Annotated in this window: 15 protein-coding genes; 5 read left to right on the top strand and 10 right to left on the bottom strand. The window is 71.7% G+C overall.

Annotated features, from left to right (window positions below; genetic code table 11):
• Positions 1-19: 19 nt before the first annotated feature.
• Positions 20-676: an alpha-ketoglutarate-dependent dioxygenase AlkB family protein gene (locus tag JIX56_RS42840; protein WP_257549204.1), complete on the top strand. Its 657-nt coding sequence runs from the start codon at positions 20-22 to the stop codon at positions 674-676.
• A 51-nt stretch (positions 677-727) separates the two neighbouring features.
• Positions 728-1,972 (top strand): ROK family protein, encoded by a 1,245-nt coding sequence (locus JIX56_RS42845; RefSeq protein WP_257549206.1) that lies wholly within the window; start codon positions 728-730, stop codon positions 1,970-1,972.
• A gap of 6 nt (positions 1,973-1,978) precedes the next feature.
• Here the strand turns inward: JIX56_RS42845 and JIX56_RS42850 are convergent, their stop codons facing one another.
• From JIX56_RS42850 to ilvY, 4 genes are all read right to left on the bottom strand, one after another.
• On the bottom strand, positions 1,979-2,368 hold the full coding sequence (locus tag JIX56_RS42850; protein ID WP_257551445.1) for a GtrA family protein: 390 nt from the start codon (positions 2,366-2,368) through the stop codon (positions 1,979-1,981).
• 44 nt (positions 2,369-2,412) lie between these two features.
• Positions 2,413-3,390 carry a glycosyltransferase family 2 protein gene (locus tag JIX56_RS42855; protein ID WP_257549208.1) on the bottom strand — a complete coding sequence of 326 codons (978 nt, stop codon included), beginning with the start codon at positions 3,388-3,390 and terminating at the stop codon, positions 2,413-2,415.
• A gap of 22 nt (positions 3,391-3,412) precedes the next feature.
• Positions 3,413-6,028 carry a YfhO family protein gene (locus JIX56_RS42860; RefSeq protein WP_443031975.1) on the bottom strand — a complete coding sequence of 872 codons (2,616 nt, stop codon included), beginning with the start codon at positions 6,026-6,028 and terminating at the stop codon, positions 3,413-3,415.
• A 277-nt stretch (positions 6,029-6,305) separates the two neighbouring features.
• Positions 6,306-7,166 (bottom strand): HTH-type transcriptional activator IlvY, encoded by an 861-nt coding sequence (gene ilvY, locus JIX56_RS42865; protein ID WP_257549210.1) that lies wholly within the window; start codon positions 7,164-7,166, stop codon positions 6,306-6,308.
• A 90-nt stretch (positions 7,167-7,256) separates the two neighbouring features.
• Here ilvY and JIX56_RS42870 point away from each other — a divergent pair, with 90 nt between their 5' ends.
• Positions 7,257-8,714: a ketol-acid reductoisomerase gene (locus JIX56_RS42870; RefSeq protein ID WP_257549212.1), complete on the top strand. Its 1,458-nt coding sequence runs from the start codon at positions 7,257-7,259 to the stop codon at positions 8,712-8,714.
• A gap of 46 nt (positions 8,715-8,760) precedes the next feature.
• Here the strand turns inward: JIX56_RS42870 and JIX56_RS42875 are convergent, their stop codons facing one another.
• From JIX56_RS42875 to JIX56_RS42890, 4 genes are all read right to left on the bottom strand, one after another.
• Positions 8,761-9,420: a DUF4865 family protein gene (locus JIX56_RS42875; RefSeq protein ID WP_257549214.1), complete on the bottom strand. Its 660-nt coding sequence runs from the start codon at positions 9,418-9,420 to the stop codon at positions 8,761-8,763.
• Positions 9,421-9,457: 37 nt separating this feature from the next.
• Complete coding sequence (locus JIX56_RS42880) at positions 9,458-10,018, bottom strand: TetR/AcrR family transcriptional regulator (RefSeq protein WP_257549216.1); 561 nt, start codon at positions 10,016-10,018, stop codon at positions 9,458-9,460.
• A gap of 228 nt (positions 10,019-10,246) precedes the next feature.
• Entirely contained in the window at positions 10,247-10,780 is a 534-nt protein-coding gene (locus JIX56_RS42885; protein ID WP_257549218.1) for an ATP-binding protein, read from the bottom strand.
• Between the two features lie 271 nt (positions 10,781-11,051).
• Positions 11,052-11,375 (bottom strand): hypothetical protein, encoded by a 324-nt coding sequence (locus JIX56_RS42890; protein ID WP_033525756.1) that lies wholly within the window; start codon positions 11,373-11,375, stop codon positions 11,052-11,054.
• Between the two features lie 336 nt (positions 11,376-11,711).
• Between JIX56_RS42890 and JIX56_RS42895 the strand changes: the two genes are divergently transcribed.
• Entirely contained in the window at positions 11,712-12,854 is a 1,143-nt protein-coding gene (locus JIX56_RS42895; RefSeq protein ID WP_257549220.1) for a PLP-dependent cysteine synthase family protein, read from the top strand.
• A gap of 130 nt (positions 12,855-12,984) precedes the next feature.
• Here JIX56_RS42895 and JIX56_RS42900 read toward each other — a convergent pair whose 3' ends face one another.
• Positions 12,985-13,818, bottom strand: coding sequence for a DeoR/GlpR family DNA-binding transcription regulator (locus JIX56_RS42900; RefSeq protein ID WP_257549222.1), 834 nt, complete (start codon positions 13,816-13,818; stop codon positions 12,985-12,987).
• Positions 13,819-14,285: 467 nt separating this feature from the next.
• Here JIX56_RS42900 and JIX56_RS42905 point away from each other — a divergent pair, with 467 nt between their 5' ends.
• Positions 14,286-16,772 (top strand): hypothetical protein, encoded by a 2,487-nt coding sequence (locus tag JIX56_RS42905; protein WP_257551447.1) that lies wholly within the window; start codon positions 14,286-14,288, stop codon positions 16,770-16,772.
• Between the two features lie 46 nt (positions 16,773-16,818).
• On the opposite strand, the gene JIX56_RS42910 is transcribed toward JIX56_RS42905, so the two are convergent.
• Complete coding sequence (locus tag JIX56_RS42910; protein WP_257549223.1) at positions 16,819-18,327, bottom strand: alpha/beta hydrolase; 1,509 nt, start codon at positions 18,325-18,327, stop codon at positions 16,819-16,821.
• Positions 18,328-18,373: the final 46 nt, after the last annotated feature.

Genomic DNA, 18,373 nt, shown 5'->3' on the forward strand with positions numbered 1-18,373 from the left:
GTGCGGGATGATGGCCCTTATGGACGCCGAGCTGTTCCCCCGCGGCCGTACGGAGATCGCGCCGGGCGCGGTCCATGTGCCGGGCCGGCTGGACGCGGAACAACAGCGGCGGCTCCTGGACGCCTGCCGCGACTGGGCCCGGCCGCCCGCCGGGCTCCGCACGGTCCGCACGCCGGGCGGCGGCACCATGACCGCCCGGCAGGTCTGCCTCGGCTGGCACTGGTACCCGTACGCCTACGCCCGCACGGTCGTCGACGGCGACGGCGCGCCCGTGAAGCCGTTCCCGGACTGGCTGGGCGAACTGGGCCGGCGCGCGGTCGAGGACGCCCTCGGCGCGGAGGAGGCGACGGCCCCGTACGACATCGCCCTGATCAACTTCTACGACGGTGACGCCCGCATGGGCATGCACCGCGACAGCGACGAGAAGTCGGACGCGCCCGTGGTGTCCCTGAGCCTCGGCGACACCTGTGTCTTCCGCTTCGGCAACCCCGAGACGCGGTCGCGGCCGTACACGGACGTGGAGCTGCGCAGCGGTGATCTCTTCGTGTTCGGCGGGGCGTCCCGGCAGGCGTACCACGGGGTGCCCCGGGTGCACGCGGGGACGGCGCCGCCCGGGCTGGGGCTGACCGGACGGCTGAACATCACCCTGCGGGTCAGCGGCTTCGCCGGTGGCTGAGGCCCGCCGGGCGGGGTTCGCCGCCGTGCGGATCATGGGAGACTCGCACTCATGGACGGGAAGGCGGCCCCCAAGGCGGCGGGCGAAGGGACAGCGACGACACGCACTCGGCTGGACCGGGGGAGGGGCGCGCTCGGTCCGGCGCTGGAACTCGTGCACACCGGCCGGGCGCCCACCCGGGCCGTGCTCACCGCCGAACTGGGTGTCACCCGGGCCACGGCGGGCGCCGTCGCCGCCGAGCTGGAGGCGCTGGGGCTGATCCGGGTCGACGCGCACCCGGGCGCCGCCGCCGGTTCGCAAGGGAGGCCCTCGCACCGCCTCGAAGTCGCCGAGGACGGGCCCGTCGCGCTCGCCGCCCAGGTGCACGCCGACGGCTGGCGGGCCGCGCTGGTCGGGCTCGGCGGACGGATCGTCGCCACCGCTCCCGGCTGTGAGACCGTCGACGCCGACCCGGCGAAGGTGCTCGGCTCGGTCGTCGACGCGGGCGCCGAGCTGCTGCGCGAGACCGGGCGGCGGTGCGTGGGCGCGGGCCTCGCCGTACCGTCCGCGGTCGCCGAACCGGCGGGGCTGGCCCTGAACCCGCTGCACCTGGCCTGGCCGGCCGGCGCGCCCGTCCGGGAGATCTTCGCCGAGCGGATCCGCGCGGCCGGGATCGAGGGGCCCGCGTTCGCGGCCAACGACGTCAATCTCGCCGCTCTCGCCGAACACCGGCACGGTGCCGGACGTGGCTCCCGCGACCTGCTGTGCGTGGCCACCGGTCACCGGGGTGTCGGCGGCGCGCTGGTCCTCGACGGCCGTCTGCACTCGGGGAGTTCGGGCCTCGCCCTCGAGGTCGGCCACCTCACCGTCAACCCCGAGGGCCGCCCCTGTCACTGCGGCAGCCGAGGCTGCCTCGACGTCGAGGCCGACCCGCTGGCCTTCCTCACCGCGGCCGGCCGCGACCCCGGCCCCGAGGTCTCAACTCTCCAGCAGGCCAACGACCTGATCCGCACCCAGTACGCCGACCCGGGCGTCCGCACCGCCACCGAGGCTCTCATCGACCGGCTCGGCCTCGGCCTCGCGGGCCTGGTCAACATCCTCAACCCCGACCGCATCATCCTCGGCGGCATGCACCGTCACCTCCTCGACGCCGACCCCGACCGGCTGCGCGCCGTCGTCGCCGACCGCAGCCTGTGGGGCCGGCAGAGCGGGGTCGTCCCCATCCTGGCCTGCACGCTGGACCACAACAGCCTGGTGGGGGCCGCCGAGTTGGCGTGGCAGCCGGTGCTCGACGATCCGCTGGGCGCGCTGGTCTGACCCCGTTCACCGGGCCTGGGAACCCCGCAGCATGATCATGCGGGAGACCACGAACGTCACCGGAATCGCGGCCCCCGACGCGAGCAGGGGGGCGAACCGGTTGCCCGCGTGCAGGACGTCCACGATCACATACACACCTGCCGTCGTGATCAGGAAATTGGTGGCATTGGTCAGCGGGAACAGCAGGAATTTCCGCAGGGTCGGGCGCGTCCGGTAGGTGAATCGCGCGTTCAGGAAAAAAGAACCCGTCATGCTCAGGGTAAAAGCGAGAATGTGTGCGGCGAGATAAGGAAGCCAATTGAGGAACAACAGATAAAGGCCGTAATAGGTCGCGGTGTTGACCACCCCGACCAGGGCGAAGGTGACGATCTGTCCTGATATGCGGCGCTCCGGCATCGGGCGGGCCTCGGGGGGCGTCTCCGTACGCGTCGCCGTCCCCATCAGCGGATGAGGTCCTTCGTCGTGCCGCACGCCGCGTGTCCCTCCGTCCGCTCCACATTGGTCGCCTTCACCAGGAAGTGCGGGCGCCCCTTCACCTCGTAGTAGATCCGCCCGGTGTACTCCCCGATCACCCCGAGCATGATCATCTGTACGCCGGCGAGGGCGGTGACGGCCGTAACGATGGTGACATAACCCGGTGTCTCGACGCCGTTGACGAGTGCGGCTCCCACGATCCACGCCGTGTAGAGCCCCGCGCACACCAGCAGACACAGACCGAGGTGGAGGGCGGCGCGCAGCGGCCGGTTGTTGAAGGAGAGGAGCCCGTCCAGCCCGTAGTTGAGCAGGGACCGGAAACTCCACGAGCTGCGGCCGTGTTCCCGTACGGCGTTCTCGTACTCGAAGGTCGTGCCGGGGAACCCGACCCAGGCGAAGAGGCCCTTGGAGAAGCGGTTGTACTCGGTGAGGTCCAGGACCGCGTCCACCACCCGGCGCGACAGCAGCCGGAAGTCCCCCACTCCGTCGACGAGTTCCACGTCGACGACACGGTTGACCAGCCGGTAGTACAGGCGGGCGGTCGCGGTGCGCATGAGGCCGTCGCCGGTCCGGTTGCGGCGGGCTATGACCTGGTCGTAGCCCTGTTCGCGCAGGTCGACCATGCGCCGGATCAGTTCCGGCGGGTGCTGGAGGTCGGCGTCCATGATGATCACGGAGTCCCCCGAGGCGTGTCGCAGGCCCGCGAGCAGCGCCGCCTCCTTGCCGAAGTTCCGGCTGAACGAGACGTACCGTACGCGCGCGTCGAGTTCGGCCAGCTGCTTCAGGACGGCGAGGGTGCGGTCGCGGCTGCCGTCGTCGACGTACACGAACTCCATGTCGTGACCGAACGGAAGCAGTTCCTCCGCGACTTTTTGGATCTCTTCGTGGAAGCGCGCGACGACGGCTTCCTCGTTGTAACAGGGTGCGACGATCGAGATGAGCATGGGTCTCCCCCAGGGGTGCGGTTCACAGAGCGGTGGTCATGCGCTCACGTGCGGTCGGGTCGTCGGGCGTGGGTCGAGTGGTGGCCAGAGGTACAGGTGTGAACGCCACCCGGGCCCGTCGGCGGCGGATCGCGCCCGTCGCGCCGAGCAGCAGCGCGGCCGTGAGCGAGACGGCCCCGACCGCCGTGCCCAGGCGTAGTCCGGGCGGATGGAACGTGCAGGTCACGCTGCTCGCGGAGCCGTACAGGGGCACGGCGATCAGCCCGTAGTGGTCCTTGGCCGGTACGGCCGGAGCGTTGTCGGCGGCACAGCGCCAGCCGGAGATCCGGGGCGTCGCGACGACCGCGACACCTGTGCTGTTGGCAGGGAGTTCGGCCCGGATGGTCCCGTCGGACACGCTCACGCGGGTGGCGCCGGTGGCCTTCAGCTCCTCGACGGCGGTGCGCAGCCGGGCGGTGTCCAGGCAGCCGACGGCGCCGTCCGGGACGAGGCTCGTCTTGTTCGGCGACAGGTCGATCCGGAACCGTCCGGAGTCCCCGACCGTGCCCAGCCGCTGCATGGGAGCGATCTTGGTGACGGGCTGGTCGGAGCGGAAACGCCCGGTCAGCCCCTCGCCGGCGGCGGAACCGTCCACGAGCCACGCGGTGCCCGAGAAGTGCGGCGCCCACAGGTACAGCTCGGACCCGGCCGGGCAACTGCCCGTGATCGTCGGTTTCTTCGGCGCGCTCGCGTAGGGCAGCGGGCCCACCCGCACCCCCGGCCGCCCGTCGTCGCTGGGCGACGGCGGCTTCCCGGCGGCGGTGCGCACGGTGAACCGGGGCACGGTGTACACCCGCGAGCCCAGCAGCAGTTCCTGGTTGCGGTACGGCGACGGCCCGAACGCGGAGACGTCCCGGCGGCCGTCGGCCCGGTCGGTGTGCGGCCGTACCGTCACCAGCGGCGGCACGTCCTGCCGGGTCACGGTCACCCCGCCGCCGTCCTGCGGGAACCAGTTCTGGTGCGGGTCCGGCGGGGAGTGCACCCGGGCGCCGACGGAGAAGATCGCGTCCGTGACGGCGTTGTCCAGGCTCTGCACATTGCGGCCGCGCGAGGTCCAGCCGTCCCCGAGGGCGGTGAGCGTACGGCTGAGGACGTCGGAGGTGAGGCTGCTGTAGTACTGGGCGCCCTGCCCGCCCACCAGCAGCGGGTCGTTGCCGACGGTCTGCTCCCGGCCCGGGTCGGTCCGGTACTCGGGCCAGCCGTCGGCCTCGGCGATCGCCGCCGCCTGGTCCCGCTGCCGTGCACCCCAGGGCGCGTAGTCGTCCATGTGCCCGAGCCGCAGCCGGGTGTCCGCGGCGGAGGTCACCGCGGCCTCGCCGAACTGCGTGCACACGAGCAGCGCCACGGCGAGGACGGCGAGGGGCCTGCCGTCCTTCCGCCTGATCCCGAGCAGGATCAGACCGCCCAGCGCGCCGGCGGCGGCCAGCAGGGCGAGCGGGAGACTGAAGACGTGCAGCGTCCGCTCACTGCCGCTCGCCACGGCGATCACCAGCGCCAGCAGCGCACCCGCGGCACCCAGCGCACGTGGGCCGGGAACGCCGTACGACAGCGTGTGCCAGGCGGCGATCACCACCAGCGCGCAGAGCACGAAGGCCTGGCGGTACGAGCTGCCCTGCGGCGTGGCGAAGGCGTGCCAGAGCAGATGCGTCGGCCCCCACTGCATCGACAGGGCCACGCCCACCACCAGCAGCGTCCACCCGGCGCGCACCCGCCCGGGGGCCGCCCGGTGGAAGGGCAGGGCGAGCGCGAGCAGCAGCGCCGTGGTGCCCACGAACACGGCCGGCGTGCCGTAGCTGTACGTCCCCGGCAGCAGCCGGGCCAGCAGGTCCTCGGTGGGGACGGGCACGAACTGCCGGACCCGGCCCGGATAGGAGTGCCGGGTGCCGAAGTACACGACCGCCACCAGCGGTGCGGCCAGGCCCATGCCGAGGACGGTGATCAGGGCGGCGCGGCCGGCGGCCGAGAGCCGCTGGCGACGCGAGAGGTCGCCGAGCCACAGCCGGAGCAGCAGCACCAGGCCGGCGGCGAGGGTGGCCATGTACGCCGTGTAGAAGTTGGCGATCCAGGCGAGGGCCACGATCAGCACACCGAGGAACGGGCGCCGCCCCCGCCGCGCCCATTCACCCACCAGGCACATCAGTGGCAGGGCGATCAGGCCGTCGAGCCACATGGGGTTGTAGACCGCGTCCGCCAGGGTCCAGCCGCACAGCGCGTACGACGAGCCGAGCAGGCCCGCCGCCCACCAGCGGCCGGGGCGCAGGCCGATCAGCAGCAAGGCCATCGCGGCGGCGGCCGACGCCACCTTCAGCAGCGTGATCGCATACACCGCGAGGTCGATCTCGTCCCTCGGGAACACCGCCACGAGCAGGGCGAACGGGCTGCTGACATAGGTACCGACGTCGGGCAGGAAGCTCGAACCGAACCCGGACTGCCAGTTGACGAACAGGCCGCCGTCGGCCCTGCCGTGCAGCAGGTCCCACAGGTGCGCGTGGAACGGCACGTACTGGTTGCCGAGGTCGTTCACGCTCCGGGTGCGCGGCCCGAAAGGGTAGCTACGGGCGACGACATCGGCGGCGCAGAGCACGGCGACGGTGAACACGGCGGCGAACAGAGCGGCTTTTCCCCGTGGACCGGGGACCGCCGCGGAACGGATTTTCGACTTCACATCCGGTCCCTGTCCGCTCGGCGCACCGAGTTCCGCTCAACGACCCACTTCATTTTTCGGCTGACCCCCACATTCGATTCGCCGAATTAGAGGCTCGGCGCTCCGAGAAGGTTGTGCCGACCATGAAAAGTGAAAGCAGTAATTCCGAATGCCGCGGGGGAGGGGAAATGGGTAATTGCTTTTGAGGGGACGGGAGTTGTCTCCAGGGTGATCAGGAGGTTAACTCCGCCGTGAGGCTCCACAGCGCCGCCACCTGTGGCCGCCGCAGATCCGCCCGCCGCACGCACAGGCCGATCGGGAACGGCTCCGGAGGCGTGTCGGTGGGGATCGCCGTGAGCCGGTCGCGTACGGCGCTGTGGTCGAGCACCAGCCGGGGGACCACGCCGGTCCCGCAGCCCAGCGCGACGAGGGTCAGCAGCGCCTCGTGGCCCTCGGGCTCGGCCGCCAGGTCGGGTGCGGTGCCGTGGGCGCGGAACCAGCGGTCGGCGGCGTCGCGGACCAGGCCGCGGTGGGGGAGGACGAAGGGCCCGTCGAGGCCGGGGTCAGGGCGGTCGCGCGCGGTGACGAACACCAGGTCCGTCGTCGCCACCGTCCGGCTCACCAGCGGCTCCGGCAGCCGCGCCGGGACGCCCGCGACCGCCACGTCCACCTCGCCCTCGTCCAGCCGGGCCAGCGCGGCCGCCGCGTCGCCGGTGCGCAGATCGAGGCGGACCTGGGGGTGGGCCCTGCGGAAGGGCGTCAACAGGTCCGGCAACAGGGCCTGACACGCGGTGACCGTCGCGAACACGGCCAGCCGCCCGGTGAGTTCGGCCGGGTCCGGGTGTTCCTCGCGGTACGCGCGCCACAACTCCAGTGCCTGGACGGCGTATTCGCGGAACCGGTGCCCCTCGGCCGTCAGCGAGACGCCCCTCGGTCCACGGTCGAAGAGTCGGTGGCCGAGGTCGGACTCCAGTCGCTGCACGGTGCGGGTGAGGGTCGCCGGGCTGACATGGCAGTCGAGGCTGGTCCGGCCGAAGTTCAGCGTCCGGGCCAGATGCAGAAACAACCGAAGCTCGCGATGATCGTCCCGCATGCCCGCTCACCTGGTTCTTTCATCATCCGCAACAGTCCGCTGCAAAGGTTGCGCTTGCCGCAACACTCACCCGGACCCTACAACTCCACCATGACCACCTCCACTGTCTTCGCCCTCGAAACCATGGACGTGCCCGGCGGCACCGAGACCATCCTGCGCGGCGGCCGCCACCTCTTCCCGCTGCTGCCGCAGGCCTTTGCCGGGGTGCGCCGCATCGGGGTCATCGGCTGGGGACCGCAGGGCCGTGCCCAGGCCCTCAACCTGCGCGACTCCCTCACCGGCACCGACCTCACCGTCTCCGTCGGCCTGCGCCCCGGCTCCGCCTCGGCCGCCGACGCCCGCGCCCACGGCTTCACCGAGGCGGACGGCACCCTCGGCGACTGGCTCGCCGTCACCGCCGCCAGCGACCTCGTCATCCTTCTGATCGCGGACGCGGCACTCGCCGCCCACCACCAGCAGATCTTCGCCGCCCTGAAGCCCGGCGCCACCATCGGCCTCTCCCACGGCTTCCTCCTCGGCCACCTCCGGGAGACCGGCGGCGACTTCCCGCCCGGCCACGGAGTCATCGCGGTCTGCCCCAAGGGCATGGGCGACTCGGTCCGCCGCCTGTACGAGCAGGGTGCCGAGATCAACGGCGCCGGAATCAACAGCAGTTACGCCGTCCACGCCGACCCCGACGGCCACGCGGGCGACCGCGCCCTCGCCTGGTCGGTCGCCCTCGGCTCCCCGTACACCTTCCGCACCACCCTGGAGAGCGAGTACCTCTCCGACATCGTCGGCGAGCGCGCCATCCTGCTCGGCGCCGTCCACGGCATCGTCGAGAGCCTCCACACCCGCTACCGGCTCGCCGGGGACGACGAGGTGACCGCGTACGAGCGGTCCTGCGAGAACGTCACCGGCCCGATCGCCCGCACCATCTCCCGCGCCGGGCTCCGCGCGGTGCGCGAGGACCTCGACGCGGCAGGCCGGGACGTCTTCGACCGCGCGTACACGGCCACGTACGGGCCCGCCCGCGAGATCGTCGCGGAGATCTACGACGAGGTCGCCGACGGCACCGAGCTGCGCAGCGTGATCCTGGCCGAACGACGCCTCGGCGCCCGTCCGATGAGCAAGATCGGCGGTTCACCGATGTGGTCCGTGAGCGACCGGGTGCGCGCCCGCCGGGACGAACGCGACCTGCCCGTCGACCCGTTCACCGCCGGGGTCTTCGTCGCCACCATGACCGCCCAGATCGACGAGTTCGCCGACCGCGGCCACCCCTGGTCGGAGATCGTCAACGAGTCCGTCATCGAGGCCGTCGACTCCCTGCTGCCCTACATGCACGCCCGCGACGTGGCCCACATGGTCGACAACTGCTCCCGCACGGCCCGCCTAGGCGCCCGCCGCTGGGGTCCCCGCTTCCAGACCGCGTACGAACAGATCGCCTACCCGGCCGCCGAACACCCCGCCGAGCAGGCCCTGTTGGCGTCGTTCGACACGCACCCCGTCCACGAGGCCCCGGCCGCCGCGGCGAAGCTCCGGCCGTCGGTGGACATCTCTGTGGGCTAGTGCCCTTCTGATGGATCTCCGTGGCGTCGCGACGCCCGGTACGCCATTACCCGAGAGGCGTCCCGGCCAGGTTGACGGGGCTCGGGGCGGAACCCCGTGAGGCTGCGGGCTGAAGGGGCGGTAGCCACTGCCGGCCCCGTGGCAGCCGGTCGCGTTCGGGCGCGCTCAGGTGCAGCACCTGGAACACCTCGCCCTCGGCCTCGGGCGCGTCGTGGTCCCAGACCGAGAAGTGGACGATCTGCCAACGGCTGGTGTCCACGGCCGCCGCCGCGAGCACCGCCCCGTCCAGAGAGGCGAGCCGCCCGGTCTCACGCACCGCGTCCGCGACGACCTCGCCCAACGGCACTCCGCCCGGTACGTCCCGCCGCCCCCGCACCGCGACCCGCGCGGGGGAGCCGAGGCCGCCACCCGTCTCGTACGCCAGCCCCGTCCACTGGCGGGCCGACGGACGCCCGAAGTCGTCGACGATGCCCTGGAAGCCGCCACCCCAGAGGAAGGAGTTCATGCCCGCCACGCTGTTCCACAGGTAGAACGGCGCGTACTGGTTCACGGGCGAGCCGTGCACACCCCGCTCACGGATCAGATACGCCTTGAGACCGAGGCCCTCCCAGGCGTCGAGCGCATGCCCGCGACTCGCCACGCGGTGACGGATGACGGCCATGTCGTAGTCGGCGGGCAGGGTGATCTCGTACTGCATGGCGTGCATGAAGTGCCTCCATGGGGCTGTCGAGTGGATGAGCGGTCTATCGAGCGGGCCGGAGCAGCGCGAGCAGCCCTCGCACCCCCGCGTCGAAGGCCGCCGGTGAGCCCGACGCGCGGGCCAGGACGTATCCGCCCTGCACGGTCGCCACGATCGTCGCGGCGATCTCCTCCGCGTCCAGCTCCGGCGCGAACTGCCCCCGCTCCTTGCCCTCTTCGACCAGTCCGGCGAGGCGTTCGCGCAGCCAGTCGATCGTCTCGTCCACCGGCGCCCGCAGTGCGTCGCTCGCGATCACGTCCGGGTCCATGGTGAGCCGCCCGACGGGACAGCCGCGCAGGACGTCACGCTCACGCCGCAGGTACGCCTCGACGCGCTCGTGCGGGGAGCCCGGCCCGTCGAGTACTCCCTGGGCGGCAGCCCGCAGCTCCTCGGCCGTCCGCCGGATCGCGGCCAGGGCGAGGTCCGGCTTCCCCTTGAAGTGGTGGTACATGCTCCCCTGGCCGGCGCCCGAGCGCTCCAGGATGGCCTTGGGGCTGGTGCCCACATAGCCGCGCTCCCACAACAGCTCGCGCGTGGACTCGATCAGACGCTCAGGGGTCCTCATGACTCCACTGTACATACTAGTAGTTACAGAAATCGAGCGTCGAGACGCAGACCCTCGCGAACCGTCCGGCGCGGACGCCGCGGACCGTGGCGCACGCCGGACGGGTCGCCTCCAAGGGCGGGGTGAGTGTCGGTGGGAGTCGGTCCTGGGCGCCGCGTTCGGCACGGCGGGCGGCCTCGGCGTCGGCGCCTTCCTCGGCTGGGTCACGACCGGCGGGTCACCGCCCGGTCAGCCTGCGACGGCCGACCGGGCGGGAGCGTGTTCGGACCTGCGCCCACGTGCGGCGGGCCTGCGTCCGGTGTCGTACACCTGTCCGGTGTCATGCGTCTGCCGGGCGTCGTACGGCGAGATCTTCGGCACCGCGGCCGAGGACGCCGGCAGCGTGAACCACACGACCTTCCCCGACTCGCCGTGCGGCCGCACACCCCAGCTCTCGCTCACCGCGGCGACCATCGCGAGGCCGCGGCCACTGGTGGCGAAGAGTTCCGCGTCCTGGACGACGGGGAGGCGGGGGTCGTTGTCGTGCACCGAGACCGTGAGTCGGCCGAGGAGCAACTCCATCTCCACGGTGCACATCTTGTCCGGCTCCGCGTGCCGGTGGACGTTGGACAGCAGCTCGGTCACACCGAGTGCGGCCCGCTCTATCAAGGGATCCAGATGCCAGTAGCGCAATTGCGCAGATACGATTCTGCGGACCTGGCCGATCCGCGACGGCAGGGCTTGGAGCTCCACCGTGCAGTGCCTGCTTTGCTGGCTGATCACGGCTGCGACTCCCCGAATTGAGTCCGGAAGAAGATCGGAGTACGGATCCAGCGAGGTGGCTGGGCGAAAAACGCCGCCTGCTGTGGTGCGGCCGTCTGGCGACTGCCGCCTCGGCGGAAGCCTGGACTGCCGCCTGCTCGTGGGGTGGCTGCTGACGACCACCGCCCGCTGACATGGCCGGCGGGCTGGTTCGCAGCGTTATCGCCGGTAAACCCAGAGTGACGTGAGACCAGAGTGACGCAGGGGGTCCGGTCCCGCAACTCGCGGTTCGTCAGCCGCTGCGCCCCGCGGCCTTGCGCACCGCCTCTATGAAGCGGCGGGCCGAGGGCGGCCCGGGCTTCCCCGGAGCCGGGTCGTGCTCGTTGAGGGTGAGCGTGTAACGGGTTCCGTTGACGTCGGCCAACGCCCGGTCCTCGTTCGCGAACCAGGGCTTCGAGGCCCGCACCGCCTGCACCGGGGCGCTGTCGATCTCGCTGCCGTAACTCGTGAGCAACTGCAGCCGGCCGTCCTCGATCCGGACCTGCCCCGCCCGGGTGAGCTGCCGCAGCCTCTTTCCGATCCGCACGCCCGTGGCCGTGAACTCCGGCTCCGCCATGTGCCCCGCCCCCTAGTGCGCTTCGGCTGTCCTGTGTGGTGATCCGTCGCGGACCGTGATCCAGTGTGCCCGAGGTCGCTGTCCCCTGTGCGGCCCCGGTGTGCCGACTCGGCCCGTGCGGTGAAGTCTGCACGTCCCGGGTGTCGAGCACCAGTGCGCACGGTTGGTCGGGGGCGGGGTTCCGGCGCACGCGCGGCATGCGCCCCCCCATGCGCCCCGCGCATCCCCACCACAGGAGTGCCTTTGAGGTACTCAAAGGCATGTTTATGCAGGTGAGAAGCGTGCGGAAGGTGTTTATCATCGGGAGGTCCGACGCCGCGATCCGCCGTCGGCGCAATGCGTGAGGAGCACGCCGTGAGCACCCCCCACCCCACCCGTCCGGGCGTGACCCTCGACGTCGATCACAGCGACAGCGGCTACCGGACCTGGCTCAAAGAAGCCGTCCGCAAGGTCCAGGCCGACGCCAACCGCTCCGCCGACACCCATCTGCTGCGCTTCCCGCTGCCCGAGAGATGGGGCATCGACCTGTATCTCAAGGACGAGTCGACCCACCCCACCGGCAGCCTCAAGCACCGCCTCGCCCGCTCCCTCTTCCTCTACGGCCTGTGCAACGGCTGGATCCGGCCGGGCCGCCCCGTCATCGAGGCATCCAGCGGCTCCACGGCCGTCTCCGAGGCGTACTTCGCCAAACTGATCGGCGTCCCCTTCATCGCCGTCATGCCGCGCACGACCAGCGCCGAGAAGATCCGCCTGATCGAGTTCCACGGCGGCCGCTGCCACTTCGTGGACGACTCACGGAAGATGTACGAGGAGTCGGCCCGCCTCGCGGCGGAGACCGGCGGCCACTACATGGACCAGTTCACCTACGCCGAACGGGCCACGGACTGGCGCGGCAACAACAACATCGCCGAATCCGTCTTCCGCCAGCTCCAGTTGGAGCGTTTCCCCGAGCCCGCCTGGATCGTCGCCACCGCCGGCACCGGCGGCACCTCCGCGACCATCGCCCGCTACGTCCACTACATGCAGTACGACACCCGTATCTGCGTCGCCGACCCCGAGAACTCCTGTTTCTTCGAGGGCTGGACCACCGGCGACCCCGACGTCACCTGCGACTGCGGCTCCCGCATCGAGGGCATCGGCCGCCCCCGCATGGAGCCCAGCTTCGTCCCCGGCGCCGTCGACCGCATGATGAAGGTCCCCGACGCCGCCAGCGTCGCCGCCGTACGAGCCCTGGAACAGCAGATCGGCCGCAAGGCCGGCGGCTCCACGGGCACGGGCCTGTGGAGCGCCCTCAAGATCATCGCCGAGATGGTCTCGGAGAACCGCCGAGGCAGCGTGGTCACCCTCCTGTGCGACCCGGGCGACCGCTACCTCGACAAGTACTACTCGAACGAGTGGCTGAGGGAACAGGGCCTGGACATCGCGCCGTACGCGGCAGCCATCGAGACCCTGCTGGAGACGGGCGTGTGGGAAGACTAGGGGGACTGGGGGCGGGGCTCAGCGCCGGTCTTTGAGGGGCGCGGGGCTGTGTCGACATGCGGCTCCGCCGCGTGGGCGCGACCAGCCACAGACGGCCCGCAGTCCAAAGTCGTCCTCAGTCGAACGGCGCTCACATGTCGGCGCTGTCCTCAGAGTCCTCGCCGGCCACCACCAACCGCCGCAAATGCTCAGCGATCTCGGCCCGAGCCGGCGCAGCCAACCCCCCGTCCGTCACCAACGTGTCCACCTGCTCCAACGCCGCGAACGAACTCAACCCCACCGTCCCCCACTTGGTGTGGTCGGCCACCACCACAACCCGCCGAGCCGACTGCACGAGCCGCCGATTCGTCTCGGCCTCCGCCAGATTCGGCGTGGACAGCCCCGCCTCGACCGATATCCCGTGCACACCGAGGAACAGCACATCGAAGTGGAGCGCCGCGATCGCCTGATCGGCCACCGGCCCCACCAACGAGTCGGACGGAGTCCGCACCCCACCGGTCAGCACGACGGTCGCCGCCCCCTGCCGGGGCCCGGACGTGCGCTGGGCGGCATGGAAGACATCGGCGACCCGCACCGAGTTGGTGACCACGGTCAGATCCGGCACGTCCACCAGCCGGTGCGCGAGCGCATACGTCGTCGTACCACCGGACAGCGCGATCGCCGACCCGGGCGCGACCAGCTCCGCGGCGGCCCGCGCGATGTCCTCCTTGGCGCTGAGCTCCAGTCCGGACTTCGCCTCGAACCCCGGCTCGTGCGTGCTCGCCTCGGCCACCGGCACCGCACCGCCGTGCACCTTCTCCACCACGCCCTGGCGGGCGAGCGCGTCGAGATCGCGGCGGACCGTCATGTCCGACACACCGAGCTTGCGTGTCAGCTCGTTGACCCGGACCCCGCCCCGCCGTCGCACCTCGTCGAGGATCAGGGCACGGCGCTGCTCCGCGAGGAGGTTCTGGTTCTCACTCACGCCCGCTCCGGTCCTTTCGCCCCATCACGTCCGACACGCCTCCCATACCCCCTCCGACGAGGACATTCCCCCAGTCCCCGGTCCCGAGGACGCCCCATATTCGCACGCCCCACCACCGGTGACGCCACTGCCTGCACAGGCGCGGGTACGTCACGTTCCGTTGCTCGCGCCCGCCACTATCACATGGATCGGGGAGATTCCGTGACCACAGGTGTACGAATCCCGCCCAGCGGCGATCATCAATGCCTGCACATCACATCTGACTTGCGGCGCATCACGGGGGAAGCGGAACAGTGGATCGTGCGAGGGAACATACGACACATACGGAACTCGGGGAACATCCGGAACCCAGGGAAGCGCCGGAACCCAGGGAAGCGGGCGGGCACCGGGACTCCGCCCACACCACGCCGGACGGAACCGCACTCGAACTCCTCGTCCACGGCGTCGGCGGCACCACCCCCGAACGCATGCTGGACGATCCGCGCACGGTCCGGATCACCGGCGACGACACCGCCGCCGTCTTCCGGCGCATCGACGACGCCGACGCGGAGGCACGGCCCGCGGACCACCGCGGCAAGCCCGTCCCCGAGGCCTATGTGTGGTGCAACCTCACGTCCGGCAACGGCTCCCGCGCCCTGTGGCTGTTGCTGCTGCCGTTCATGGTCGTCAACCTCGCCCACTGGATGCGCCCCACCACCCGGAACCGCCGTCGGACGATACGCCTCTACGGCCTCCTCGTCCGCCTGACTGGCCTGACCCTCACCGTGTTGCTCGTCGCCGCCGCCTGCGAGGTCGCCCTCGACCTGACCGCCTGGCAGTGCGCGGGCGCACGCGCGTGCGCCGAGGAGCACACCTGGCTCGGCTTCCTCTCCCCGGCCGTCTCCGACGACGGCTGGTGGAGTCAGCCAGGCCGCCGCCTCGCCCTGGCCGCCCTGGTGCCCGCCGCGCTGACCGGCCTCCTGTGGTACCTGTCCCACCGCACCTGGAACGAGTACGAGTCGCAGCGCCCCATGGACCGCGACGACGCCCGCCCCGACGGTGAGAAGACGGCCCGCCTCGCACCCGACGTCGAGGACACCGCCCGCGTCGCCCTCGGACGCCCCGGCTTCTGGTACGGGCGCCGACTGGTGGCCAGGCTGCGTGCCGCCCACGCGGCGGCCGGGTTCCTGACGGTCGCGGCGGCGGTCGGCACGTCCGCGGCCCGCCACGACCGCCGGATGGGCGGCCCCGCCGTCCTGGAGTTCCTGGGCTGGCTGCTGAACACGGCACTCGTCGTGCTCGCGGTCGTCGTGGTGTGGGTGGTGTGCCGCCGGGGCCGCAGCGAGAACCGCCTCGACAAGGAACTGGACGAGCACCTGGTGCGCCGCCTGCCCACCGGTTCGCTCGCCCTCCTCGTGCTCACCATGGTGTACGCCGGGTGGTCACGCCCCGAGTGGACGTCGGCGGGCCGGCTGCCGGGAGACATGACCTTCGGCGGGATCACTCTGGTCCAGGGCCTGCTCGTCATCGCGCTCGGCGTGGTCGCCCGCATCCTGTACCGCTCCCGCCCCGACCCACGCACCGCCATGTACGGTCTGGCCGGCCCCGCCGTCGCGATGCTCGCCTGCGCCCTCGGCGGCGTCATGTCGGCCGGCGTCGCCCAACGCGTCGCCGACTGGCTGGGCGGCACGGACGACGCCCTGCCGGGCCCACCCGTCCTCCTCACCTGGCAGGCCTCCGTCATCCCGCCCCTCCTCCTGGTCGTCCTCGGCCTCCTCGGCTGGCTGGCCCGCCGCACATGGGTGCTCCGGCGCGCGGAGATGGCGGCGGTGGAACGGGAGTACCACCTGGTGGAAGGCCGACCCCACCACAAGCGCGCGGCGGAGGAGCGACGGAGCGAGGAAGAGGAGGAGCGACCGAGCGAGGAAGCAGAAGGTCGACCGAATGAGGAAGGAGAAGGCCGACCGGACGGGGAAGGAGAAGGCCGACCGGACGGGGAAGGAGAAGGCCGACCGGACGGGGAAGCAGGAGGCCGACCGGACGGGGAAGCAGGAGGCCGACCGAGCGAGGAAGCCGAAGAACGACCGAGTGAGGAGCACGAGTCCCAGGACGCCGGCCGCACCCGCCGTATCGCGCGCACGCGCGCCATGGCCGCCCTCACCGACCGCGCGCCCCGCATCATCGGCATCACCTCCACCGTGACGCTGCTCCTCGGTGCCGGAGCCCTGACCGGCGCCTTGACGACGCGCGAGACACCGGCGAAGGCGGCGCACGACTCGTACGACTTCGTCGCGGGCGCCGCCGAGACCGCGCAGGCGCTGGGTTCCTGGCTGATCGGCGTGGGTTTCCTGCTGTTCGTCACCTGGGGGCGCCGGGCCTACAAGGACGCCTCCGCGCGCCGCACGATCGGCATCCTCTGGGACGTGGGCACGTTCTGGCCGCGCGCCGCGCACCCGTTCGCACCGCCCTGCTACGCCGAGCGGGCCGTGCCCGACCTGACCTGGCGCATGGCCACCTGGACCCGTACCACGGGCGGCCGGCTCGTTCTCTCCGGCCACTCCCAGGGCAGCGTCCTCGCGGCGGCCGCCGCCTGGCAGCTGACCCCGTCGGTCCGCAAGCGGGTCGCGCTGCTCACGTACGGCTCACCGCTGGAGCGGCTGTACGGACGCTGGTTCCCCGCCCACTTCGGCCCTGAGCCGCTCGCCTCCCTGCACCGCGAGGTCGACTGCTGGCGCAATCTGTACCGCCTCACCGACCCCATAGGCGGCCCTGTGCACCTGACCAGCAAGTGCGGGCCGCAGGTCGACGCGGAGCCCTTCAAGGACCCGCTCGCTTACGGCCGCACCGGCGCCCACCCCCTGCCCGCCCCGATCCTCGGCCACTCCGACTACCAGGCGGACCCGGCCTTCGTCGACGAGCGGCAGCACCTGCTGGCACGGATCGGCCCGGAGCTGCCGGGCCCACGAAAGTCCTAGTGCGCGGTGGCCCTACTCCTGGTTCACCGCGCGCCCGCGGCCCCTGTCACTCGTTCGGGCAGGAGATGTCCTGCTCCGGCCGCTCTCCGGTGAGCAGAAAGGTCGTCACCGTGCGGTTGCCGCACGCGTTCCCCGTCCCCAGATACGCGCCGTGTCCGCCGCTCGTCAGTGTGACGAGCCGAGCGCGGTCGCCCAGCGCGGCCCGCAGCTTCAGGGCGCCGAAGTAAGGGGTCGCCGGGTCCCGCCGATTCTGGACCATGAGGATGTTGGACGGCCCCTCGTCGGTGATCCGGGTCGGCTTCTCCACGGGCTTGTTCTTCCAGAAGGCGCACGGCGTGACGTTCACCGGCATCCCGGCCGTGAGCGGATACCGCACACGGTTGTCGGCCACCGCCCGCTCGTACGCGCCCAACGACGCCGGCCAGCGCACGTCGTTGCAGACCACCGCCATGGCCACTGCCGCCTCCTCGTCGCTCATCGGCCCGGCCACGTCGGGTGTCAGGACCGGCGTCGCCTTCGGGTCCAGGGCCTGACGTATGAGCAGGGCCAGTTCGTCGAACGAGTTGTCGTTGTACAGCGCGTTCTGCATCGCCTGCCGCAGCCGGTTGCCGGTCAGGGGCACGCCCTCGGTGGTCGTCGCCCTCGGCGCACGGTCCAGTGCGGCCGCCAGGGACAGGAACAACGGCCGTACGTCCTCCGGCTTCTCGGCGAGCCGCAGGCGCGCCGTCTCCCGGGCCGGGTCGGCGGCCCATGCGGCGAAGTCCGGGAACCGGTCCTCCGCGCCCTGCGCCATGCTCGCCAGCCAGCCCCGCGCGACCAGTCGCGGATCGGGGTCGTCATTGCTGTCCAGCACCCAACGGTCGGTCCGCTCGGGGTACTTCTGCGCGTAGAGGGCGCCCACATACGTCCCGTACGACACCCCGTGCGCGGACAGCCGCTCCTCGCCCAGGGCCTGCCGGAAAAGGTCGATGTCGCGCACCTCGTTGGCGGTGGTGAGGCTGCGCAGCACCGCCCCGCCGTTGGTGGCGCAGGCCTCGGCGGTACGCCGGGACCGTGCCACGTTCTCGGTGATGTCGCCGTCGGGGGAGGGCCAGGACCGCAGGGTCACCAGGTGCCGGTCGTCGGCGGGGAGGCCGCAGCTCGCCCGCGTACTGCCGCCCACACCGCGAGGGTCGAGGCTGACGATGTCGTACGCGCTGCCGAGTTCCTTCCGGAGCGCGTTTCCCTGCTGGGTGAGCCGCTTGACGCCGGAGCCGCCGGGCCCGCCCGGGATCATCAGCAGCGTGCCGCGCCGTGCCTCGGGGTCCTCGCTGCGCAGGCGGGAGACGGCGAGAGTGAGCTGCGGGCCGTCCGGATCGCGGTGGTCGAGCGGTACGGCCAGCTCCGCGCACTCCTGACCGGCGGGGCCGTTCGGCTGGGCGCAGGGGCGCCAGGTGAGGGTGGGGGAGGAGGGGGCCGCCGTGGCGGTCGCCGGGCCGGTGACGGCGGTCAGCGTGGTGGCGGCGGCCGAGACGGAGAGGGCCAGGACCAGGACTCGTCGAGTGCGATGCGTCATGGGGATCATGCTGTCCGCCGGATCACTCCGGTCCCATCCTGCCGAC

Origin of the sequence: Streptomyces sp. CA-210063 (assembly GCF_024612015.1) — a bacterium.
Classification (GTDB): domain Bacteria; phylum Actinomycetota; class Actinomycetes; order Streptomycetales; family Streptomycetaceae; genus Streptomyces.